Source organism: Streptomyces sp. NPDC059906, from assembly GCF_042730645.1.
In the GTDB taxonomy this organism is placed as follows: Bacteria; Actinomycetota; Actinomycetes; order Streptomycetales; family Streptomycetaceae; genus Streptomyces; species Streptomyces rubrogriseus.
Map to the genome: position 1 here is coordinate 19,629 of NZ_JBHWKU010000039.1, position 21,541 is coordinate 41,169.

The following is a 21,541-nucleotide window of genomic DNA, read 5'->3' on the forward strand; positions in this document are numbered from 1 at the left end:
GCTCACCCCACCGCACTCACGCCACCGGGGTCGCCCCATCGCGGTCACTCCACCGCGGTCACGGTCCCCGCCCCCACGGTGCGGCCGCCCTCGCGGATCGCGAAGCCGAGCCCCGTCTCCAGCGGCACGTCCCGCCCCAGCTCGACCGTCATGGTGACGGTGTCCCCGGGCCGGGCGACGGCCACCTCGCCGAGGTCCACGTCGCCGACCACGTCCGCGGTGCGGATGTAGAACTGCGGCCGGTAGCCGGTGGTGAGCGGCGTGGAGCGGCCGCCCTCGCGCGTCGAGAGCACGTACACCCGGGCCCGGAAACGCCGCGCCGGGACGACGCTGCCGGGCGCGGCGACCACGTGGCCGCGGCGCACCGTGTCGCGGGCGACCCCGCGCAGCAGCAGCGCCACGTTGTCCCCGGCCTGCGCCTCCTCCATCGGCTTGCCGAAGGTCTCCAGGCCTGTGACGACCGACTCGACGGACGCCCCGAGCACCTCGACCCGGTCGCCGACGCGCACGGTGCCGCGCTCGACGGCGCCGGTGACGACGGTGCCGCGGCCGGTGATGGTGAGCACGTTCTCCACCGGCAGCAGGAACGGCGCGTCCAGGTACCGCTCGGGCATGGGCACGTAGGTGTCCACGGCGTCGAGCAGCGCCTCGACGGAGGCCGTCCACCTCGGGTCGCCCTCCAGGGCCTTCAGCCCCGAGACCCGCACGACGGGCACGGCGTCGCCGCCGTAGCCGTGCGCGGTGAGCAGTTCGCGTACCTCCAGCTCGACCAGGTCGGTCAGCTCCTCGTCACCCGCGTCGGCCTTGTTGAGCGCGACCACGATGTGGTCGACGCCCACCTGCCGGGCGAGCAGCACGTGTTCGGCGGTCTGCGGCATGATCCCGTCCAGCGCGGAGACGACGAGGATCGCCCCGTCGAGCTGGGCGGCGCCCGTGACCATGTTCTTGACGTAGTCGGCGTGGCCGGGCATGTCGACGTGGGCGTAGTGCCGGGTGTCGGTCTCGTACTCGACGTGCGCGATGTTGATCGTGATGCCGCGCGCCGCCTCCTCGGGGGCGCGGTCGATGCGGTCGAAGGAGACGTACTGGGTGGTGCCGTCGGACCCGCGCTCGGCGAGGACCTTGGTGATGGCGGCGGTCAGGGTGGTCTTGCCGTGGTCGACATGGCCCATCGTGCCGATGTTCAGATGCGGTTTGGTGCGGACGTACGCCGTCTTGGACATGGCGGTACCTCGAAGCCTCGTGGCGGTGGTGGGGACCCCTGGGGCCGGCCGACCCTCCCCCTGCGGGGTCCGCCGGACGATCCGGGGAGGGTCAGCTTCGGGCGCCGTCGACTGCGGCGGTGAAGTGGGCGACGGCAGCCTTCGGGGCATCCGCGACCGCGGATGCTGCGAGGTGGAAGGCGTACCGGAACATGAGGCAGATCATTGCCGACGCTTCGTCGCACGTCGAATGGTTTTTGATGGAACGGCAGGTCGAGACCGGTCCCGGTCCCGGTCCCGGTCCGGCGCTACGGGCCGATGGTCCGCAGCGCCTCCCGCGCGGACAGCGGCGCGAGGCGCGCGCGGTGCTCGGCGACGAAGGCGCGCACGGCGTCCGGGTCGGTCTTGGCGTACTCGCGCAGGCACCAGCCGACGGCCTTGCGGACGAAGAAGTCGCCGTGGCCGGACTGGCGCAGGCAGTAGCCGAAGAGGCGATCGGTGTCGGTGCGTTCCTTGTACCGCAGCTGGTGGAGGAGGGCCGCGCGGACCAGCCAGCGGTCCTCGTCCCCGATCCAGGCGTCCATGTCGGCCGTGAGGCCGCGGTCGGCGGTGACCAGGCCCCCGACGACGTGTGCGGCGAGCAGGTCGACGGTGTCCCACCAAGGGACCGCGGTGAGCAGGTACCGCACCACGGGCAGGAATCCGGACGAGCAGTGCGTCACATACCGGCGCAGGTAGTCGACGGCGAAGTAGTGGTACTCGCGCTCGGGCAGCCGCCAGCAGCGCAGCGCGACCGCGGTGCAGTCCGACTCGTCCGGGCGGGGCACCCCTGCCAGCACGGTGCGGGACAGGGAGCGGCGAACGGGCGAGGTCATGCCCAGGAACGGCGCCACGTCCTTCATGTACGCCCGGAGCCCGACGGCCCGCTCGGGGTCGGCCGCGGCGGGGTATTCGACGGTGAGCCGCTCCAGTACCGTGTCGGCGAGGACGCTGTGCGGCGCGTCCGGAATCGGCCGGGCTGTGACGCTCATGAGACGCACCATACGGCGATCACACACATTTGTCGGTTAGTGTCACCGGATGCTCGATGCCACCACCCGCTCTGGGGGCACCGCCACGGTCTCTCCCCGGGCCGCCGCCGAACTCGCCGTCGTCGCCGCAGGACCGGTCGCGCCGACCGGCTTCGCCGCGCGTGTGACGAGAGTGCTGCTGTCGCCGTGGTCCCGGCTCTCCCTGCTCGTCGCCCTGCTGGCCTCGGCCGCGACGACGGTGGTGCTGTTCCAGCCGCAGCAGTTGCTGACGAACGGCTGGCCGCCTCAGCTCGGGGGCGCCGCGGCGGCCGTCGCGTACGCGGTGGCGTACGGGCTGTGCACGGTCGCCTTCGTACCGCGTCCGCTGCTCAACCTGGCGGCCGGCGCCCTGTTCGGCTCGCAGCTGGGGCTGGCCTCCGCGCTCGCGGGGACGGTGCTCGGCGCCGGGGTCGCCTTCTGCCTCGGCCGGGTCCTCGGCCAGGAGGCGCTGCGCCCGCTGCTGCGGGGCAAGTGGCTGAAGGGCGCGGACGGGCAGCTGAGCCGGCACGGTTTCCGGACGATGCTGGCGATGCGGCTGTTCCCGGGGGTGCCCTTCGCGGCGTCCAACTACTGCGCGGCCGTGTCCCGCATGGGTCTGCTCCCCTTCCTGCTCGCGACGGGGCTCGGTTCGATCCCCAACACCGCCGCCTACGTCGTCGCGGGCGCCCGTGCCTCGACGCCGACCTCCCCCGCCTTCCTGATCGCCCTGGCCTGCATCGCCCTGCCGGGGCTCGCGGGCGCGGTGGTGGCCTGGCGCAAGCGGCACCGGCTGCGCGGGCGCTGAGCGGGCACTGAGCGCCCGCCAAGCCGATGCTGACGAGGCGTTACACCGCTTCCAGGATCATGGCGTTGGCGAGACCGCCCGCCTCGCACATGGTCTGCAGGCCGTAGCGGGCGCCGCGTTCGTGCGGGGCGTGGACGAGGGTGACGGGCCCGGCGGGGGCGTAGACCCGCTCACCCCCGTCGTCCGGGGTTCATTTCGGGGCGCTACGCTGCCCCACGGCACGCCAGGTCCCGATCACCGCACGCGACGGTTCGGCGTGTCCGCCGACCGTTCCTCGCCGTTCTCCGATCGCCACTTGGACTGACGCAACTCCATGTCTTGGTTTGAATCCCTCGTCCTCGGACTCGTCCAGGGACTGACCGAGTTCCTCCCCGTGTCCTCCAGCGCGCACCTGCGGCTGACCGCGGCGTTCTCCGGCTGGCACGACCCGGGCGCCGCCTTCACGGCGATCACGCAGATCGGCACCGAGGCCGCGGTGCTCATCTACTTCCGCAAGGACATCGGGCGGATCATCGCGGCGTGGACGCGCTCCCTCACCGACAAGTCGATGCGCCACGACCCCGACGCGCGCATGGGCTGGCTGGTGATCGTCGGCTCGATCCCGATCGGCGTGCTCGGCCTGACGCTGAAGGACCAGATCGAGGGCCCCTTCCGTGACCTGCGCATCACCGCGACGATGCTGATCGTCGTCGGCGTGATCATCGGCATCGCCGACCGGATGGCCGCCCGGGACGAGAAGGGCGGCCGGCACCGCACGCCCAAGCAGCGCAAGGAGCTGGAGAACCTGAACGTGCGGGACGGCCTGATCTACGGCCTGTGCCAGGCGGCGGCCCTCGTCCCCGGCGTCTCCCGCTCCGGCGCGACCATCAGCGGCGGCCTCTTCATGGGCTACCGGCGCGAGGCCGCCGCCCGGTACTCGTTCCTGCTCGCGGTCCCGGCGGTGCTCGCGTCCGGCGCGTTCGAGCTGAAGGACGCGATGGAGAGCGACCACGTCTCCTGGGGACCGACGCTCTTCGCGACGGTCATCGCCTTCGCCGTTGGATACGTGGTCATCGCCTGGTTCATGAAGTTCATCTCCACCAAGAGCTTCATGCCGTTCGTCTGGTACCGCATCGCGCTCGGCATCGTCATCATCGCCCTGGTCGCGACGGGTGCCCTCAGCCCGCACGCCGCGGAGTCCGCCGGCTGACCGGAACCGCTTGTGTAGCCGTCCGGTAGCGCAGTGTCAGTGCTTGCCCCTAGGCTTGTCCGCATGTCCCCCGATTACGTGACGCCTGGTTCCGTGCGGTCCGCCGCGGAGCTGAACGATCAGATCCGCGCGCTGTGGCGGCGCGCGGGCGGGACCCTGTCGGCGCAGGAGCGTGTGGAGTACGAGTTGCTGGTGGTCGAGTGGGCAAACGCGATCCGCGGAAAGGTCATCGAGGCGGCCTGAGCCGCGGGGCCGCCCCGGTGCGCGGCCCGGCCCGTCCCCGGACGCCCCCGGACGCCCCCGGACCCCGGTCAGCGTCCGCCCGCCACCCGGAGCACCGTCCCCGTCGTGTACGACGCGTCGGGCGACAGCAGCCAGGAGATCGCCGCGGCGATCTCCTCCGCCCGGCCCGCACGTCCCATCGGCACCGCCGCCCCCATCCGGGCCGCCCGGCCGGCGTCCCCCGCCGCCGCGTGCATCTCGGTGTCGATCACCCCGGGCGCGACGGCGTTGACCCGGATACCGTCCGGGCCGAGTTCCTTGGCCAGGCCCAGGGTCACCGCGTCGACCCCGGCCTTGCTCGCCGCGTAGTGGACGTACTCCCCCGGGCTGCCGAGGGTCGCGGCGCCCGACGACACGTTCACGATCGCACCGCTCCCCCGCGGCGTCATCAGCCGCGCCGCCCGCCGGGCGCACAGCAGCACGCCCAGCAGGTTGACGTCGAGGACCCGGCGCAGGTCCGCGGTGTCACTGTCGGCGAGCCGTCCCAGCGGGCCGGTCACGGCCGCGTTGTTCACCAGCCCCGTCACCGGGCCCAGCCGCGCCTCGGCCACGTCGAAGAGCCGCTCGACGTCGGCCTCGACGGACGTGTCCGCGCGCACCGCGACTCCACGGCCGCCCGCGTCGCGCACCCCTGCCACGACCGCCTCGGCGGCCGTCGAGTCGCGCGCGTAGCCCACGACGACGTCGTGGCCGTCCGCCGCGAGGCGCAGACAGGTCGCCGCTCCGATCCCCCGGCTGCCGCCGGTGACCACCGTGATGGGCCGTGTCATGAGGTACCTCCACGTTTTGATCGATCGTTTTGATCGATCATCGATCATCCTAGGCGAGGCCTCACGCGCCGGACAGGCTTCGGTGTGATCAACTGAATTCGCCCTCGTCGCGAGCGCACACTGTACGGATCACCGGGTAGGGATCAGCTGTAGGGAGGAGTCCATGAAGACGCTCGACCGCTGGCTCGCCTCCCGCTGGCGACGCTCGGGCCTCGCCGTGCTCGCCGGCGCCCTGCCCGTGCTGGCCTTCCCGGGCCCGGCCCTGTGGTGGTGGGCCTGGTTCGCGCTGGTCCCCTGGATCCTGCTGGCCCGTACCGCGCCGGGCGGGAAGCGGGCGGCGTACGACGGGTGGTGCGGCGGGTTCGGGTTCGTGCTGGCCATGCACCACTGGCTGCTGCCGAACCTGCACGTGTTCACGTTCGTCATCGCCGCGCTGCTCGGCGCGCTGTGGGTCCCGTGGGGCTGGCTGGTGCACCGGACCCTGGGCGGGACGCCCTCCTCCGGCCGGGTCGCGGCGGCGCTCGTCGTACTGCCGTCGGGCTGGCTGCTGGCGGAGCTGGTCCGCTCCTGGCAGGGACTGGGCGGCCCCTGGGGGATGCTCGGCGCCAGTCAGTGGCAGGTCGCCCCCGCGCTGCGGCTCGCCTCGGTGGGCGGCGTGTGGCTGCTCAGCTTCCTGGTGGTCGCCGTCAACACGGCCCTCGCCGTCCTCGTCGCCGTGCGCCGGGCGAGGGTACCGGCCCTGGCCGGGCTCGTCGCCACGGCCGCGGCCACCTCGGCGGCCTGGGTCTGGTCACCGCGCCCCGACACCGACGAGCGGGCCGCGATCGCCGTGGTGCAGCCGGGCATCGTCGCCGGGGCGGACAGCGCCGACCGGCGGTTCGACCGCGAGGAGGAGCTGACCCGGCGGCTGGCGGGCCGGAACCTCGACCTGATCGTCTGGGGCGAGAGCAGCGTCGGCTTCGACCTGGACGACCGGCCGGACCTCGCCCGGCGGCTGGCCGCGCTGTCCCGGGAGACCGGCGCGGACATCCTGGTCAACGTGGACGCGCGGCGCTCCGACAAACCCGGCATCTACAAGAGCTCGGTGCTCGTCGGCCCCGAGGGTCCGACCGGCGACCGGTACGACAAGATGCGGCTCGTCCCCTTCGGCGAGTACGTGCCGTTCCGTTCGGTGCTCGGCTGGGCCACCTCCGTGGGCAAGGCGGCCGGCGAGGACCGCAGGCAGGGCACCGAGCAGGTGGTGATGGACGTCGGCGACGGCCTGCGGATCGGGCCGATGGTCTGCTTCGAGAGCGCGTTCCCCGACATGAGCCGCAGTCTCGTCGCCGACGGCGCGGAGGTGCTGGTCGCCCAGTCCTCGACCTCGACCTTCCAGCACACCTGGGCACCCGAGCAGCACGCCTCGCTCGCCGCGCTGCGCGCCGCCGAGACCGGCCGGCCGATGGTGCACGCGACACTGACCGGGGTCTCCGCCGTCTACGACGCGAACGGCGCCCGGATCGGCTCCTGGCTCGGCACCGACGCGAGCGCCTCACGGGTGTACGAGGTCCCCGTCGCCCACGGCACCACGCCGTACGTCCGCTACGGCGACTGGACGGTGTACGGGGCGCTGGCGACCCTCGCGGCCTGGGGCGCCGCCGAGGGCGTACGGACGGTGCGGCTCAGGCGGAACCGTCCAGCACGGCCCGGACCACCCGCTCGCACAGCTCATGGGTCGCCAGCGCGTCCCGGGCACTGAGCACCTCGCCCGAGCGCACCGCGTCCAGGAAGGCGAGCACCGCCTGCTCGATGCCGCGCTGCCGGGCCACGGGGACCCAGTCGCCGCGCCGCCGCACCGTGGGCTGGCCCTTGTGGTCGATCACCTCGGCGAGGTTGACCACCTGACGCTTGGTGTCCTGGCCCGAGACCTCCAGGATCTCCTCGGCCGAGCCGCTGAGCCGGTTCATCACGCCGAGCGCGGTGAAGCCGTCCCCGGCGAGCTGGAGCACGACGTGGTGGAGCAGGCCGTCCTCGGCACGGGCGCGCACGGTCACGTCGTCGACCGGTCCGGGCACCAGGAACCTCAGCGTGTCGACGACGTGGATGAAGTCGTCGAGGATCATCGCGCGCGGGTCCTCGGGCAGTCCGGTGCGGTTCTTCTGCATGAGGATCAGCTCGCGCGGGTGCTCGGCGCACTGCGCGTACCCGGGCGCGTGGCGCCGGTTGAAGCCGACGGCGAGACTGGTGCCGCGCTCCTCGGCGAGGGTCACCAGGCGCTCGGAGTCGGCCAGTTCGTAGGCGAGGGGCTTGTCCACGTAGGTGGGTACGCCCGCCTCCAGCAGCCGGGTCACGATCTCGGGGTGGGCGGCCGTCGGCGCGTGCACGAAGGCGGCGTCCAGGCCCCGGGCGAGGAGCGCGTCGAGGTCGGCGTGGCACTGCGCCGGCGGGATGCGCAGCTTGTCCGCGACCCGGGTGAGGGTGGCGGGGGTGCGGGTCTGCAGGTGCAGTTCGATCCCGGGGAGGGCGGCGAGCACCGGCAGGTAGGCCTTCTGCGCGATGTCGCCGAGTCCGATGCAGCCGACCTTCACGGGATGTGCTCCTCTGACGCTCGTTGTGCTCGCCGACCTGGGTCCGCCGGGAAGCATACGGGGGCTGCGGGGGCCGCATGTCGGCGATGCCGTCGAAGCCGCGCGGGAACAGGGCCGGACCGGCCTTGGACAGGGCGAGGTGCCGGGCCCCAAGGAGGTGCGGCCGGGGCTGCGGGAGCTCCTCGCGGGCATGCTGGGCGGGCGGCCGGACGGCTGAAAACTCCTGGTGGGACCCCGCCGTTCTGAGCGAGGATGCCGCCATGACGACCGAACGCCACGAACCCCCCGTCGACGCCGACGAACGCACCATGCTGGAGGGCTGGCTCGAATACCACCGGCGGACCCTCGCCTGGAAGTGCGAGGGACTCACCGACGAGCAGTTGCGGACGGCCGCCGTCGCACCGTCGACGCTGTCCCTGATGGGACTCGTCCGGCACATGGCCGAGGTGGAGCGCAGCTGGTACCGCAGGGTGCTGGCGGCGGAGGACGCGGGCCCGATCTACTACTCCGACGACGATCCGGAGGGCGAGTTCCGGCTCACCGAGGCGGACACCTTCGCCGAGGCCCGCGCCACCTGGCAGGCCGAGATCGAGGCGGCCCGCCGCAACGCGACCGGCGCCCCCCTGGACGAACCGACCCGGGGCAAGCACCTGCGCACCGGCGAGCGCTACACCCTGCGCTGGATCCACACCCACATGATCGAGGAGTACGCCCGTCACAACGGGCACGCGGACCTGATCCGCGAACGCCTGGACGGCGCCACGGGCGACTGACGTCACCCCGGGTCACCCACCGGACTCCGTACGGGGCCGGAGATCACCCGTGCGGGGCAACCCGCGCTTGTCCGGCGCCGGTCGTGACGCCCGAACCAGCAGAGTGGCGCGGGTGCATCGAACGACGACCACCGCAACGCTTCTCGTGACCGTGGCTGTCTCGGCCCTGACCGGCTGTACGACGGTCCGGGGCCCGGCCGCGGCCGACCCGTCCGCGGCCGGCGCCCGCTCGTCCGCGCCACGCCCGGACGGCCCGGCCGAGCCGCGAGTGGTGCAGGCCCCGGCCCGGGAGGCGCTGGAGATGATCGGCCCCTCCCCGACCCCGGAGCGCGCCACCGCGGAACCCCGCCGCACGAAGGCCCCGGCGCCCCCGGCCGCGCGGCACCGGCTCCCGGCCGGTGCCACCGAACAGCGGCCCGCCGCTCCGGCGGCTCCTGAGCACACCCGTGCGCCCGCGACCCACCGGCCCCGGGTGCCCGAACCGCCCGGCGGGTCCGGCGAGGGCACCGGCGGGAAGGCGGACGTGTGCTCCCTCGGCAAGCAGTACGGCGGCTGGCGGCCGGGCAGCCCCGAGGCCCGCATCTGCGAGCACGCGTACGGCCGCTGAACCCGGCCGCGCCAGGGTGACCGGCCGGGCCAGGGTGACCGGCCGGACCGGGCCGGACCTAGGGCCGCTGCCGCGGCGGTCGGCCCCGTCCCTGGGGACCGTCGGGGCGGCCGGGCCCGTCGGCGCCCCTGCCGGTACCGTCCAGGCGCAGCTCCAGCCGGTCGATCGAGGCGCGTACGCCCTCTCCGTAGCGCCCGGGGGCGAGGGTCTCGGCGGCGGCACGGGCGTGCCCCAGGTGCAGCCGGGCCGCCTCGCGGTGACCGAGCCGGTCGTAGTCGGCGGCCAGGTTCAGGTGGAGCGAGGGGTAGAGGGCGCGGGCGGCGGGCGTGCCCTCGCGCCGGTCGGCGGGCAGGTCCCCCGTCAGTTCCTCGGCGGCCGACAACGCCCGCAGGTCCCAGGCCAGTTCCTCCTGCGGGTCGTCCTGGGTGTCGGCCAGGTAGTGGGCCAGCGTGCAGCGGTGCAGGGCGTCGCCGTGCTCGCCGATCTCCGCCCACAGGGCGAGGAAGCGGTGCCGGGCTTCCTCGCGGTCGCCCGCGTGATGCAGCATGGCGACCTGACCGATCCGCGTCAGCACGGCATCCGGCGCCGCCGCCTGCTCCTGTCCCTTCGCCACCGCGTCCTCCGTGCCCTCGTCGGATGTCGCCCTCGTCGGATGTCCCGACGACGCTAACCGCACGCGCCCGGTTTCCCGGTCAGGCGGCACCGGGGTGTGCGCGGGCCGGCCGGTGGCGGACCGGCCCGAGCGTCGGGCCCGGCTCAGCCCAGGTTCGGAATGGCCCAGTCGATCGGCTCGTGGCCCTGCCCGGCGAGGGCCTCGTCGATCTGCGTGAAGGGGCGGGAGCCGAAGAACTTCTTCGCGGACAGCGGCGAGGGGTGCGCCCCCTTGACCACGACGTGCCGCGCCTCGTCGATCAGCGGCAGCTTCTTCTGCGCGTAGTTGCCCCACAGCACGAACACCGCGGGGTCGGTCCGGGCGGCCACCGCGCGGATCACCGCGTCGGTGAACAGCTCCCAGCCGCGGGACTTGTGCGAGTTCGCCTCGCCGGCCCGGACCGTGAGCACCGCGTTGAGCAGCAGGACGCCCTGCTTCGCCCACGGCATCAGACAGCCGTTGTCCGGGATCGGGGTGTCCAGCTCCGCGTGCATCTCCTTGTAGATGTTCCGCAGGGACGGCGGGACCTTCACCCCCGGCCGGACCGAGAAGCACAGCCCGTGCCCCTGGCCCTCGCCGTGGTACGGGTCCTGGCCGAGGACCAGCACCTTCACCCGGTCGAACGGTGTGGCGTCCAGCGCGGCGAAGACCTCCTCGCGCGGCGGGTAGACGGGGCCGTTCGCCCGCTCCTCTTCGACGAACTCCATCAGCTCCTTGAAGTAGGGCTGCTGCAGCTCGCCGCCCAGCACCTCGCGCCAGGATTCGGGCAGCATGGCGATGTCGGTCACGTCAACTTCCTTACGCTGTGCGGTGGCTTCCACTGCCCAAGAACCTACCGCCGACCACTGACAACGGGCGCGGCTACCAGCTCGTCTTCCGCTGGAGCTGCCACATCATCATGATCGTCGACGGGTCCAGGGCCTGCTCCGCGCCCGAGATGTCCGTGCTGGCGGCCACGTACTGCTTGCCCTGCCACAGCGGCAGCAGCCGCGCGTCGTTCACCATGATCTGCTGCGCCTGCTCGAACTCCCGCTCCACGTTGGCGCGGTCGCTCTCCCGGCGGGAGCGCGGCAGCAGGTCGCCGGTGATCTTCGGGGCGAGGTACGGCGTGCCGAGCGCGTTCTGCTCCCCGACGAAGGGCGCGATGAAGTTCTCCGCGTCCGGGAAGTCCGGGGACCAGCCACGTCCGAACACCGGGTACTCGCCCTTCTGGTATCCGGTGACGTACGTCTTCCAGGGACGGCTCTTGAGGGTGACGTCGAACAGCCCGGAGGCGTCGAGCTGCCGCTTGATCTCCTCGAACTCCTTGGCCGTCTCGGAGCCGTAGCGGTCGGTGGTGTACCAGAGGGTGAGCGGGACCGGCTCGGTGATGTCGGCGTCCCGGAGGATCTCGCGGGCCTTGGGGACGCTGGGGTCGCCGTAGTCGTCGAAGAAGCCCGTGGTGTGGCCGGTGAGGCCCTTGGGGACCATCGAGTACAGCGGATCCACGGTGTCCTGGTAGATCTTGTGGGCGATCATCGTCCGGTCGATCACCTGCGCGACGGCCTGGCGCACTTCCTTGCGCCCCGCCCACGGGTCCTCGGGGTTGAAGACGAGGTAGCTGATCTCCGTACCGGTGCCCTCGACCAGTTGGAGGCCCTCCTCCTTGCCCTCCTTGCCCTGGAGTGTGATGACGTCGTCGGCCGCGAGGCCTCGGTAGGTCACCTGGATGTCTCCGTCGCGCAGCGCCTTCACCATGCCGGCGGAGTCCTTGAAGTAGCGGATGGTCACGGCCTTGTTCTGCCGTTCGGCGAAGCCCTTGTAGCGGTCGTTGCGCACCAGTTCGGCCCGCTCGCCGTCCTCGTAGGACTTGAGCGTGTACGGGCCCGAGCCCACGACGCCGCTGCCTTCCCGCAGGGCGTCCGCGGGGTAGTCGCCGGGGGCGACGATCGACATGGCGGGCGTGGCGAGCACGAACGGGAAGGTGGCGTCGGGCTTGTTGAGGTGGAAGACGACCTCGCGTTCGCTGGGCGCCTGGACCCGTTCGAGGCTGCCGAGCAGGCCGGCCGGTCCACCGTTGACGTCGATGTCCTTGATCCGGTCGATCGAGTGCTTGACGGCCTGGGCGTCGAGGGGGTCGCCGTTGGAGAAGGTCAGGCCCTCGCGCAGCTCGCAGCGGTACACCCGGTTCGTGGTGTCGGTGAACGCGCACTGCTCGGCGGCGTCGGGCTGCGGCGCGGTGGCACCGCTCGGGTAACTGAGCAGCGTCTGGTAGATGTTCCGGAACAGCTCCCACGAGCCGTCCCAGGAAGCTGCCGGATCGAGGGTGCTGGGGGCGCTGGTCGTCCCGACGACGATCGGCTCCTCGTCCTCCGGACCGTCGGATGACAGGATGCCGCATCCGGTGACCAGTGACGATATGGACACGATGGCCGCGACCCGCCGCAGGCCCCGCTTCCGGTTGAACACGCGCACGCTCCTCGATCCGCCGTACCAAGGTCGGCAGACCATACCGCAGCGCCACGCCCCCTGAACCCCCTTCTGAACAGGGCTTTTGATCATTTGACGATGACTACGTTGTCATCGTGCGCCGGGTTCCGATACGCGGACACGGGCGCCGTTTTCGTCAACGGCGCCCGTGTCCGGGAGCGATCTTGAGGGGTCCTCGTGGGCGAGATCAGGCCACGCCGGCGTTCAGGAAGATGCCGCCGTCGACGACGAGCGTCTGACCCGTGACCCAGGCGGACTGCTCCGAGGTGAGGAACTCGGCGGCGCCCCCGATGTCGGAGGGCACGCCGAGCCGGCCCAGCGGGTAGCCCGAGGCGGCCTCCTCCTCACGCCCCTCGTACAGGGCGGCGGCGAACTTGGTCTTCACGACCGCCGGGGCGATCGCGTTGACCCGCACCCCGGGTGCGAACTCGTGCGCCAGCTGCGCCGTGAGGTTGATCAGCGCGGCCTTGCTCACGCCGTACGCGGCGATGAAGGGCGAGGGCGAAAGACCGGCGACGGAGGCGATGTTGACGATCGCGCCGCCGTTGTCCTTCTGCCAGGCGTGCCAGGTGCGCTGGGCGAAGCCGAGGGCCGAGATCACGTTGGTCTCGAAGACCTTGCGCGCCACGTTCAGGTCGAGGTCGGCGATCGGGCCGAACACCGGGTTGGTACCGGCGTTGTTGACCAGGAAGTCGACGCGGCCGAAGGCCTCCATCACGCGCTCGACGGCGACGGCCTGGTGGGCCTCGTCGTGCGCCTTGCCGGCGACGCCGATGACCCGGTCGGGGCCGAGCCGGTCGACGGCCTCCTTCAGCGCGTCCTCGTTGCGGCCGGTGATGCAGACCCGGTCGCCGCGCGCGACGAGCGCCTCGGCGACGCCGTAGCCGATGCCGCGGCTCGCGCCGGTGACGAGCGCGACCTTGCCGGAGGGCTCGGGCAGTTCAGTCATGTCAGTGTTCCCAACCGTTCCTGGTCTCCGTGTTCCGTCTTCCCTAGTCGAGCGGTCCGCCGGCCACGTACAGGACCTGGCCGGAGACGAAGCCGGCCCCCTCGCCGGTGAAGAAGGCGATGGCGTTGGCGATGTCGTCGGGCTCGCCCACGCGCGCGACCGGGATCTGGGTGGCGGCGGCGGCCTTGAAGTCGTCGAAGCCCATGCCGACGCGGTCGGCGGTGGCCTTCGTCATCTCGGTGGCGATGAAGCCGGGGGCGACGGCGTTGGCGGTGACGCCGAACTTGCCCAGCTCCTTGGCGAGGGTCTTGGTGAAGCCCTGGAGACCGGCCTTGGCGGCGGAGTAGTTGACCTGGCCGCGGTTGCCGAGGGCGGAGGAGGAGGACAGGTTGACGACCCGGCCGAACTTGGCGTCCACCATGTGCTTCTGGCAGGCCTTCGTCATCAGGAAGGCGCCGCGCAGGTGCACGTTCATGACGGTGTCCCAGTCGGAGACGCTCATCTTGAACAGGAGGTTGTCGCGCAGTACGCCCGCGTTGTTGACGAGGATCGTCGGCGCGCCCAGCTCCTCGGCGATGCGCGCGACGGCCGCCTCGACCTGCGCCTCGTCGGAGACGTCGCAGCCGACCGCGATCGCCTTGCCGCCGGCCGCGGTGATCTTCTCCACGGTGTCCTTGCAGGCGGCCTCGTCGAGGTCGATGACGGCGACGGCGCGGCCCTCGGCGGCCAGTCGTATGGCGGTGGCGGCGCCGATGCCGCGCGCGGCTCCGGTGACTACGGCGACCCGCTGCTCGGTGGTGGACATTCGCTGCTTCTCCTCGTCCTGGGGATGCGGCCCGTGCGGAGCGTGCGCCCTGCGGTGAGCGACCGCTTAGTACCTTCCGCAGACGTGACGCTAGAAGCCCTGGCACCCGGTGTCAACGGGACACCGGGCCGGTGTGATCCATTACCTGGTCCCCGCCCCGCGCCGTTCCCCCTCGGTCGCCCGATCGGCCCAGCGCTGCGGGCCGCCCGGCCGCCCGGCCCCTAGCGTCGAAGCGCGAGCCACCCGTGGCCGGAAAGGAGGCGTCCATGCGCCGTCGAACCGGTGCAGCAGGCATAGCAGTCGCGATCGCCGCGATCGTGCCGCTGGCCGACCCCGCACCCGCCCAGGACCTCACCGCGAGCCTGGAGCCGGACTGCCGGAGCTTCACCTACCAGGAAGCGGTACCGATCGGGCTGGAGGAGGACCCGGGCAGCCCGGACCCGCTGTGCCCGGACTCGGAGTACGAAGACCCGTCCGCCGAGGCCCCACTGGACGAGGGCCGGACCGACGACGGCCGGCTCGATTCGGGCGGAGCCGACGACGGGCGCCTCGACGGAGGTCTGCCCGACGGTGGTCTGCCCGACGGAAGCGGACCGGGTCAGGTCCGACCGGACGACAACGGCTCCGACGGGGGCGGGGCGGGCCAGAGCCGGCCGGACGAGGGCCGCCTCGACGAGGGCCGCCCCGACCAGGACCGGCCCGACCAGGACCGGCCCGGGCAGGCGCACTCCGCCGGCCAGGGTCCGTTCGACCAGGGCGGGATCCGTGAGGTCCGGGAGCCGGACGACGGCGCGGGCGGCGCGGCCCGTCCGGGCCGGGACCAGTTCCCGACCATCTCCGCCACCTCCATGCCGCGCCCGGCCACCACGGCCCCGGCCCCGGTCGTCACCACACCGGCGCCCGTGGCCTCCCCCGCCGTGACGCCGACGCTCGGCACACAGGGCGGCCTCGGCGGCGCCTCGGGCACCGGTCCCAGCGACTGGGACATCGGCATCGGCCTGAGCTTCGTCACCGCCGCCGCGCTCGCGACGGGCTATGTGATCAGGCGCCGCCGACGCGTCTGACGCACGGCCCGGGCAGCGAGCGCCGGGCAGCGCGCGCCGATCGTCCGGGCGGGCCCCGCCCTACCGCACCAGCAGTTCGAGAAGCCGTTCCGTCTCGGCCGCCGGGTCGGCCGTGAGGCCGGTGTGGACGGGGCCCGGCTGGACGATGGTCGAACGGGGCGCGATCAGCCAGCGGAACCGGCGGCCGGGATCGTCCCCGGCCGCCTGGCCGGCCGCGTCCCCTCCGGCGCACACGCCCTCCACGGCACGCAGCGCCGCGCGCACCCCGGGCAGGTCCACCCGCGGATCCAGGGCCAGCAGCCGGTCCTCGTCGAGGTGGGTGCGGGCACCGACGTAGGACTTGGCACGGCAGTAGACGAGTACGCCGGCGTTGACGCACTCCCCGCGCTCGACGCGCGGCACGACGCGCAGCAGCGCGTACTCGAAGACGTGGCGGTCGCTCACCGCACCCCCTTGACGCGTTCGTGGATCGTGGCGGCCCGGGCGAGCAGCGGCCCGGCGTAGGCGCGGCGCAGGTCGTCGGGCGTGGCGAAGCCGGGTTCGCCCCGCAGCCAGACGTCCGGGATCTCGGCGGTGACCTCGGCGAGGAGTTCCTCGGTGACCAGCGGTGCGAGCGCGGCGGCGGCCGAGCGGACGTCCGGCGCGAAGCGCGCGAGGGCGTGGTCGGCGGCGTCGTAGGGGCGGGCGGCGGATGCCTCGGCGCCGGGCCAGTTGTGGTGCCAGATCATGGTGGCGCCGTGGTCGATGAGCCAGGTCTCGCCGCGCAGGCGCAGCAGGTTGGGGTTGCGCCAGGAGCGGTCGACGTTGTTGACCAGCGCGTCGAACCAGACGATCCGTCCGGCCTCCGCCGCGCTCACCTCGAAGGCGAGCGGGTCGAAGCCGAGCGCGCCGGAGAGGAAGCCCATGCCCAGGTTGGTGCCGCCGCTGGACTTGAGCAGCTCCTGCACCTGCTGGTCGGGCTCGCCGAGCCCGAGCACCGGGTCGACGTCGACGGTCACCAGGGCGGGCACCCGGAAGCCCAGCCTGCGGGCGAGTTCGCCGCAGACCACCTCGGCGACGAGCGTCTTGCGGCCCTGCCCCGCGCCGGTGAACTTCAGGACGTACGTGCCGAGGTCGTCGGCCTCGACCAGTCCCGGCAGCGAGCCGCCCTCACGCAACGGCGCGATGTAGCGGGTCGCGAGGACTTCTCTCAACACTTGTGCCGGCCACCCGTCTCTTCAGCCCTGCCCGTCCCCGCGGGGAGACTTCCCCCGGACCTGCAGTGAGCATAGTGACCGCGGGTGACCGTCGGCGAGACCGGCCCGGGCCCACGTCCTGCGGAAGGCTTTTCTTACGTATCCGTAGCGCCCGGGCCCGTATGTACGCGCGGTGGCCGCGGTCCCTAGGTTGCCGTCATCGGCCGGCCGCGCCTCGGCGCGTGCCCTTTCCCGCCGCTCTTCGCACCAGGAGCCTGCCTTGGCCATCTCGGTCTTCGATCCGTGTACCGCGGCGTCGCGGACGGCGTCCTTCCTCCTTCCCGCCGTGCCCGCGGCCGTCCCCGAGGGCCGCCGCCGTGTCCGTACGACGCTGCTCGGCTGGGGCCTCGGCCTGGACGAGGACTCCGCCTGGTCGCTCACCGTGGTCTGCGGCGAGCTGCTCGTCCGCGCGGTACGGCGGGCCGCCGGGGGGCCGGCCGGGCGGCTCGCGGTGGGCGTCGACGTGGAGGGCGACCAGCTCATCGTCGACGTGCTCGAACTGCTCGACGGCGCCCCGCCCTCGGCCCGCGTGCGGGCCGAGCCTCCCGACCCCCACGGCGAGGACGGCTGGGCCCTCGCGCTCGTCGGCGCCCACTGCGCGGCGCACGGCACCGAGCACACCCCGGCGGGCCCCCGCTGCTGGGCCGTCGTCACGCTGCCCGCCGGGGCGTTCCCGGGCCGTCCGTCGGACGTGGAAGGCCTGGGGAGCACGCGCTGGGTCGTGGAGCCTGCGGGGGCCGCCCTTGCCCGGGCGGGAAGCCACGTGCTGAGGATGGGGCAGGAGAACGTCCCGTTCGCCTAGGGCCGTACGGGCCGAAGGAAAGCGATGGTCGACGACATGGCCGCTGTGCAACGGTCCCCCTGGCTGGCCCCCCTGCGTCTGGCGCTCGGGGGAAGCGGCTCGGTCCTCGTCCTCGTGGAGGGCCCGGCGGGTCTGGGCAAGAGTCGTGCGCTGCACCGGCTGAGCGGCCTGCCGGAGGCGGCCGGGGTCCGTCGGGACCTGTGGCGGTGCGGTACGGCGCAGGAGCGGCCGGAGACGGGCGGGGGCCCCGCCCTTCTGCTGGTGGACGACGTGCACCGGGCGGCACCGGAGGAGCGGGAGTGGCTGCGCGTGGTCCTGGAGCGGCCGTGGGAGGGGCTGGCGGCCGTGCTCGCCTACCGTCCCGAGGAGTTGGGCACCCGCGGTCTGCCGCTGGGCGCCCCGGCCGTTTCCTATCCTCCGGCTCTCGCGGTCTTCCGGCACCGGCTGTGCGCCTGGAGCGTGGACCGGGTGCGCCGGGCCGCCTCGGAGGCCTTGGGCGAACGGGCGACGCCCGAGGCGGTCGCCCGGCTGCACACGTGCTCCGGCGGGGTGCCGCAGGTGGTGGCCGACCTGCTCGGCGCGCTGCGCGCGGGCCCGGGCTCCCGGTGCACGGCCGCCGACGTGGACGCGGCCGGCGTTCCGGTGCGGCTGGCCGAACTGGTACTGAGCCGTACGGACGCGCTGGCCCCCGCGGACCGGCCCGTCGTGTGGGCGGCCGCGGTGCTGGGCGAACCGGCCGCCCGGGACGAACTGCTGTCCGTGGCCGGGACGGACCCGGCGGGCGGCCGTGCGGCGCTGCTCGCGGCCCTGGCCCGCGCGGCGCTGTCGGAGGTGTCGCCGGGACGCTACGGCTTCCGCGTGCCGCTCGCCGCGACCGCCGTGCGCGAGCGGGTGCCAGGGCCGGTGCGCGAGGAGTTGCACGGGCGGGCGGCGCGGGTGCTCGCCCGCCGCCGGCCGGTGCCGTGGGCGGAGGTGGCCCGGCACCGCGGGGCCGCCGGCCGGCGCAAGGGCTGGCTCAAGGCGGTGGAGAAGGCCGCGCTGGCCGCGGTGGCGGGGGGTCACCACGAGGAGGCGATCGGGCTCCTGGAGCGGACACTGGCGGTGCCGGAGGTCCCGGCGCGGTTCCGGGCCCGGCTGGCGCCGCTGCTGGCCCGCAGCGCGGTGGTCGGGCTGCGCTCGGACCAGACGGTGGAGGTGCTCACCCAGGCCGTCCGCGACCCCGGTCTGCCGGTGGACGTCCGGGGGCAACTGCGGCTGGACCTCGGCCTGATGCTGGCGAACCAGGTCGGGGACCTGGCCGCCGGGATGCGCGAGCTGGAGTCGGCGGTCGAGGAGCTGGGCGAGGTGCGTCCGGCGCTCACCTCCCGGGCGATGGTGGCGCTGGCCATGCCGGAGTGGCCGACGGGGACGCTGGCGGGGCACCGGGAGTGGCTGCGCCGGGCCGCCGGGCTCGCCCACGCCGGTGACGACGAGGTCGCGCGGGCCGCCGTCGCCGCCAACCACGCCTCGTTGGCCGTGGCCTGCGGTGATCCGCGGGCCCTGGAGCTGGTGGCGGCGCTGCCCGTCGACGGCGCGCCGGCCGGCTGCCGGGAGCACGCGGCGCGCGGCCTGTGCAACGCCGCGGACGCCGCGCTGTGGCGGGGGTCGTACCAGTGGGGCGAGGAACTGCTGTCGGCGGGGCTCGACCTCTCGGCCCGTATCGGAGCCTCGTACACCGAGCAGACGGCGCGGGGCACCCGCCTGCTGCTGGACTGGTGGTCCGGGCGGTGGGCGGGGCTGGATGAGCGGTGCGAGCGGTTCGTCGCCGACACCGCCGACATGCCCGTGGTGGCGGCGGACGCCCACCTGGTGCGGGGCATGCTGGCCTTCGCCCAGGGGGACTGGACCGAGGCCGTGCACTGGCTGACCGCCCTCGGGGCGCCCGCGCCGGAGTGCACGCGGATGCCGCTGGCCGCGGCCACGGCGGGGGCGCTGATCCGGCTCTCCCTGCTCCGCGGCGACCCGTCGGCCGCGGCGGACCAGGCCGGGGCGGCCTGGACGGCCGTGTCGGACAAGGGCATCTGGGCGTGGGCCGCGGAGCTGGCCCCCTGGGCGGTGGAGGCCGTGGCCCGGGCGGGGGACGTGGCGGCCGCCCGCCGGATGGCCGCGGAGTTCGTCCAGGGACTGGAGGGGCAGGACGCGCCGTCCGCCCGGGCCGCCGTCGTGTGGAGCCGGGCCGCGCTGGAGGAGTGCGAGGGCCGCCACCGGGAGGCGGCCGGGTCGTACCGGAAAGCCGCGGCGGCCTACCGGGAGCTGCCCCGTCCCTATGCCTGGGCCCTGACGACGGAGGGGGCGGCACGCTGCTCACTCACCGGCGGCGCGGAAGCCGCCGGTGCGGGCGGCGGGGCGGCCGGGGACCGTTCGGAAGCTGCCGCCGGTGCGGACGGCGGGCGGGCCCAGGCCGTCGCGTCGTTGCGGCGCTGTGTCGAGGAGTACACGGAACTCGGCGCGGTCTACGACGCCGCCCGGGCCCGTACCCTGCTGCGCTCCCACCAGCCCCCAACGGCCCGCCGCCCGGGCCGTCCCGCGTTCGACGACCGGCTCTCCCCCAGGGAGCGGGAGGTGGCGGAGCTGGCGGCCCGCGGACTGATGAACCGTGAGATCGCGGTGGTGCTGCACCTCTCGCCGCGGACGGTGGAACAGCATGTCGCCCGTGCCATACGGAAGACGGGCGCCCTCTCCCGCCGCGACCTCCTGCGCGCGGAGAAGGACGCCGGTCCTCCTTGAGGTCCTTGAGGTCCTTGAGGTCCCTGAGGTCCTTGAGGTCCCTGAGGTCTGAAGGTCCGTCCGCGGGCTCAGCCCGCGAAGCGGGCCATCCAGGCCTCGACCTCGTCGGCGCTGCGGGGCAGGCCCGCGGACAGATTCTCGTGGCCGTCCTCGGTGACGACGAGGTCGTCCTCGATCCGGACGCCGATGCCCCGCCACTCCTCGGGCACGGTCAGATCGTCGGCCTGGAAGTACAGGCCCGGTTCGACGGTCAGGCACATGCCCGGCTCCAGCACGCCCTCGACGTACTCCTCCGTGCGGGCCCGCGCGCAGTCGTGGACGTCCAGGCCCAGCATGTGACCGGTGCCGGCCATGGTGAAGCGGCGCTGCAGACCCAGTTCGTACGCCCGCTCGGCGGGGCCCTCGATGAAGCCCCACTCCACCAGCCGCGCCGCCAGGTGGCGCTGGGCGGCCTCGTGGAAGTCGCGGTACGCGGCGCCCGGCTTGACCGTGGCGATCCCGGCCTCCTGGGCCTCGTACACCGCGTCGTACACCTCGCGCTGGAGCGGCGTGAAGGTGCCGCTGATCGGCAGGGTGCGGGTGACGTCGGCGGTGTAGAGGGAGCGCGTCTCCACACCGGCGTCCAGGAGCAGCAGGTCTCCCGGGCGGACCGGGCCGTCGTTGTCCGTCCAGTGCATGATGGTGGCGTGCTCGCCGGCGGCACAGATCGTGCCGTAGCCCACCGCGTTGCCCTCCAGGCGTGCCCGGCGGAAGAAGGTGCCCTCCAGCCACCGCTCCGACGAGGCGACGGCCCGGGACAACTCGCCCACGACGTCGGTGAAGCCGCGCACCGTGGAGTCCACCGCCTTGCGCAGCTCCCCGAGCTCCCAGGCGTCCTTGACCAGGCGCAGGTCGCTCAGCGCGTCCTCCAGCTCGGCGTCGCGCTCCTCGTCGGTGGTGACGGCCGCCTCCAGGGCGGGGTCGACCCCGCGCACGATGCGGGTCCGCACCTCGCCGGCGGCGGCCAGGTCGGCGGCCGCCGTGCGCACGTCGCGGCACGGCAGGCCGAGCACCCGCTCCGACTCGGCCAGCGAGCGGCGCCTGCCGGTCCACAGTTCGGCGTGGGCGCCGGTCCAGAACTCGTCGTCGTCACGGCTGTCCCGGGGCAGTTGGTAGCAGTAGGCGTCGTGGCCGCCGTCCCCGCGGGGTTCGAGCACCAGGGCTCCGTCCCGGGCCTGGTCTCCGGTCATGTGCACGTAACCGGAGTACGGCCGGAAGGGGTACGTGTCGTCGTTCGAGCGGACCTTGAGGTTGCCCGAGGGGACCACCAGCCGTTCACCGGGGAACCGCGCGGAGAGCGCGGCACGGCGGAGGGCCGCGTACGGGGCCTGCTCGGCGGGCGCGAGGTCGTGCCGCTCCGTGTCCGCCCAGCCCGTGCGCATCAGGGCGGACAGCTCCGCCGAGAGCGTGGGGTACAGGCTGTTCTTCCGACGGTTCGACACGTCGTGCACCTTCTTTCGCTGGTCCTTCCGCCGGACGGTACCGAGTCCCGGCGGGCCGCGGGGCACAGGAGTGC

General features: G+C 73.5%; 21 protein-coding genes. 9 read left to right on the forward strand and 12 right to left on the reverse strand.

From position 1 onward, the window contains the following. Positions 1-44 precede the first annotated feature (44 nt). Positions 45-1,223: an elongation factor Tu gene (tuf, locus tag ACFV9J_RS35675; RefSeq protein ID WP_385361609.1), complete on the reverse strand. Its 1,179-nt coding sequence runs from the start codon at positions 1,221-1,223 to the stop codon at positions 45-47. A gap of 287 nt (positions 1,224-1,510) precedes the next feature. Further along, positions 1,511-2,233, reverse strand: coding sequence for a DNA alkylation repair protein (locus ACFV9J_RS35680; RefSeq protein WP_385361611.1), 723 nt, complete (start codon positions 2,231-2,233; stop codon positions 1,511-1,513). 49 nt (positions 2,234-2,282) lie between these two features. Between ACFV9J_RS35680 and ACFV9J_RS35685 the strand changes: the two genes are divergently transcribed. The 3 genes from ACFV9J_RS35685 to ACFV9J_RS35695 all read left to right on the forward strand — a co-directional run bounded on the left by ACFV9J_RS35685 (position 2,283) and on the right by ACFV9J_RS35695 (position 4,488). Next, positions 2,283-3,056 carry a TVP38/TMEM64 family protein gene (locus tag ACFV9J_RS35685; RefSeq protein WP_385361613.1) on the forward strand — a complete coding sequence of 258 codons (774 nt, stop codon included), beginning with the start codon at positions 2,283-2,285 and terminating at the stop codon, positions 3,054-3,056. 313 nt (positions 3,057-3,369) lie between these two features. Beyond that, positions 3,370-4,245, forward strand: a complete 876-nt coding sequence (locus ACFV9J_RS35690) for an undecaprenyl-diphosphate phosphatase (RefSeq protein WP_385361615.1) — start codon at positions 3,370-3,372, stop codon at positions 4,243-4,245. A 63-nt stretch (positions 4,246-4,308) separates the two neighbouring features. Next, complete coding sequence (locus tag ACFV9J_RS35695; RefSeq protein WP_385361617.1) at positions 4,309-4,488, forward strand: hypothetical protein; 180 nt, start codon at positions 4,309-4,311, stop codon at positions 4,486-4,488. Between the two features lie 68 nt (positions 4,489-4,556). Here ACFV9J_RS35695 and ACFV9J_RS35700 read toward each other — a convergent pair whose 3' ends face one another. Beyond that, positions 4,557-5,297, reverse strand: a complete 741-nt coding sequence (locus ACFV9J_RS35700; protein ID WP_385361619.1) for an SDR family NAD(P)-dependent oxidoreductase — start codon at positions 5,295-5,297, stop codon at positions 4,557-4,559. 163 nt (positions 5,298-5,460) lie between these two features. Between ACFV9J_RS35700 and lnt the strand changes: the two genes are divergently transcribed. Further along, positions 5,461-7,035, forward strand: a complete 1,575-nt coding sequence (lnt, locus tag ACFV9J_RS35705) for an apolipoprotein N-acyltransferase (protein WP_385361621.1) — start codon at positions 5,461-5,463, stop codon at positions 7,033-7,035. Here lnt and ACFV9J_RS35710 read toward each other — a convergent pair. Then, a complete protein-coding gene (locus ACFV9J_RS35710; protein WP_385361623.1) occupies positions 6,959-7,864 on the reverse strand; it encodes a Gfo/Idh/MocA family protein in 906 nt (301 codons plus the stop codon). The two genes, lnt and ACFV9J_RS35710, sit on opposite strands and share 77 nt — an antisense overlap. A 260-nt stretch (positions 7,865-8,124) precedes the next feature. On the opposite strand from ACFV9J_RS35710, the gene ACFV9J_RS35715 reads away from it, so the two are divergent. Continuing rightward, positions 8,125-8,637, forward strand: coding sequence for a DinB family protein (locus tag ACFV9J_RS35715; protein WP_385361625.1), 513 nt, complete (start codon positions 8,125-8,127; stop codon positions 8,635-8,637). Between the two features lie 103 nt (positions 8,638-8,740). Continuing rightward, positions 8,741-9,244 (forward strand): hypothetical protein, encoded by a 504-nt coding sequence (locus ACFV9J_RS35720; protein ID WP_385361627.1) that lies wholly within the window; start codon positions 8,741-8,743, stop codon positions 9,242-9,244. Positions 9,245-9,302: 58 nt separating this feature from the next. Here ACFV9J_RS35720 and ACFV9J_RS35725 read toward each other — a convergent pair whose 3' ends face one another. The 5 genes from ACFV9J_RS35725 to fabG form a co-directional block, all read right to left on the reverse strand. Continuing rightward, positions 9,303-9,857, reverse strand: coding sequence for a hypothetical protein (locus tag ACFV9J_RS35725; RefSeq protein ID WP_385361629.1), 555 nt, complete (start codon positions 9,855-9,857; stop codon positions 9,303-9,305). Between the two features lie 143 nt (positions 9,858-10,000). Continuing rightward, a complete protein-coding gene (ung, locus tag ACFV9J_RS35730) occupies positions 10,001-10,684 on the reverse strand; it encodes a uracil-DNA glycosylase (RefSeq protein WP_385361630.1) in 684 nt (227 codons plus the stop codon). A gap of 73 nt (positions 10,685-10,757) precedes the next feature. Beyond that, the gene (locus ACFV9J_RS35735; protein WP_385361632.1) at positions 10,758-12,344 is read right to left on the reverse strand and encodes an ABC transporter substrate-binding protein; all 1,587 of its coding nucleotides are present in this window, start codon (positions 12,342-12,344) and stop codon (positions 10,758-10,760) included. A gap of 208 nt (positions 12,345-12,552) precedes the next feature. Next, complete coding sequence (locus ACFV9J_RS35740) at positions 12,553-13,314, reverse strand: SDR family oxidoreductase (protein ID WP_385361633.1); 762 nt, start codon at positions 13,312-13,314, stop codon at positions 12,553-12,555. A 43-nt stretch (positions 13,315-13,357) separates the two neighbouring features. Further along, positions 13,358-14,119 (reverse strand): 3-oxoacyl-ACP reductase FabG, encoded by a 762-nt coding sequence (gene fabG, locus ACFV9J_RS35745; RefSeq protein ID WP_385361635.1) that lies wholly within the window; start codon positions 14,117-14,119, stop codon positions 13,358-13,360. A gap of 266 nt (positions 14,120-14,385) precedes the next feature. On the opposite strand from fabG, the gene ACFV9J_RS35750 reads away from it, so the two are divergent. Next, complete coding sequence (locus ACFV9J_RS35750; RefSeq protein ID WP_385361637.1) at positions 14,386-15,183, forward strand: hypothetical protein; 798 nt, start codon at positions 14,386-14,388, stop codon at positions 15,181-15,183. A 60-nt stretch (positions 15,184-15,243) separates the two neighbouring features. On the opposite strand, the gene ACFV9J_RS35755 is transcribed toward ACFV9J_RS35750, so the two are convergent. Together ACFV9J_RS35755 and ACFV9J_RS35760 are read right to left on the reverse strand one after the other, a co-directional pair. Then, complete coding sequence (locus ACFV9J_RS35755) at positions 15,244-15,627, reverse strand: DUF3037 domain-containing protein (RefSeq protein ID WP_385361639.1); 384 nt, start codon at positions 15,625-15,627, stop codon at positions 15,244-15,246. Next, positions 15,624-16,379 carry a HipA family kinase gene (locus ACFV9J_RS35760; protein WP_385361641.1) on the reverse strand — a complete coding sequence of 252 codons (756 nt, stop codon included), beginning with the start codon at positions 16,377-16,379 and terminating at the stop codon, positions 15,624-15,626. The genes ACFV9J_RS35755 and ACFV9J_RS35760 overlap by 4 nt, the downstream gene beginning before the upstream one ends. A 259-nt stretch (positions 16,380-16,638) precedes the next feature. Here ACFV9J_RS35760 and ACFV9J_RS35765 point away from each other — a divergent pair, with 259 nt between their 5' ends. Both ACFV9J_RS35765 and ACFV9J_RS35770 read left to right on the forward strand, forming a co-directional pair. Continuing rightward, positions 16,639-17,220: an ATP-binding protein gene (locus ACFV9J_RS35765; protein ID WP_385361643.1), complete on the forward strand. Its 582-nt coding sequence runs from the start codon at positions 16,639-16,641 to the stop codon at positions 17,218-17,220. Positions 17,221-17,256: 36 nt separating this feature from the next. Beyond that, positions 17,257-19,986, forward strand: a complete 2,730-nt coding sequence (locus ACFV9J_RS35770) for a LuxR C-terminal-related transcriptional regulator (RefSeq protein WP_385361645.1) — start codon at positions 17,257-17,259, stop codon at positions 19,984-19,986. Positions 19,987-20,054: 68 nt separating this feature from the next. Here the strand turns inward: ACFV9J_RS35770 and ACFV9J_RS35775 are convergent, their stop codons facing one another. After that, positions 20,055-21,467, reverse strand: coding sequence for an aminopeptidase P family protein (locus ACFV9J_RS35775; RefSeq protein WP_385361647.1), 1,413 nt, complete (start codon positions 21,465-21,467; stop codon positions 20,055-20,057). Positions 21,468-21,541 lie beyond the last annotated feature (74 nt).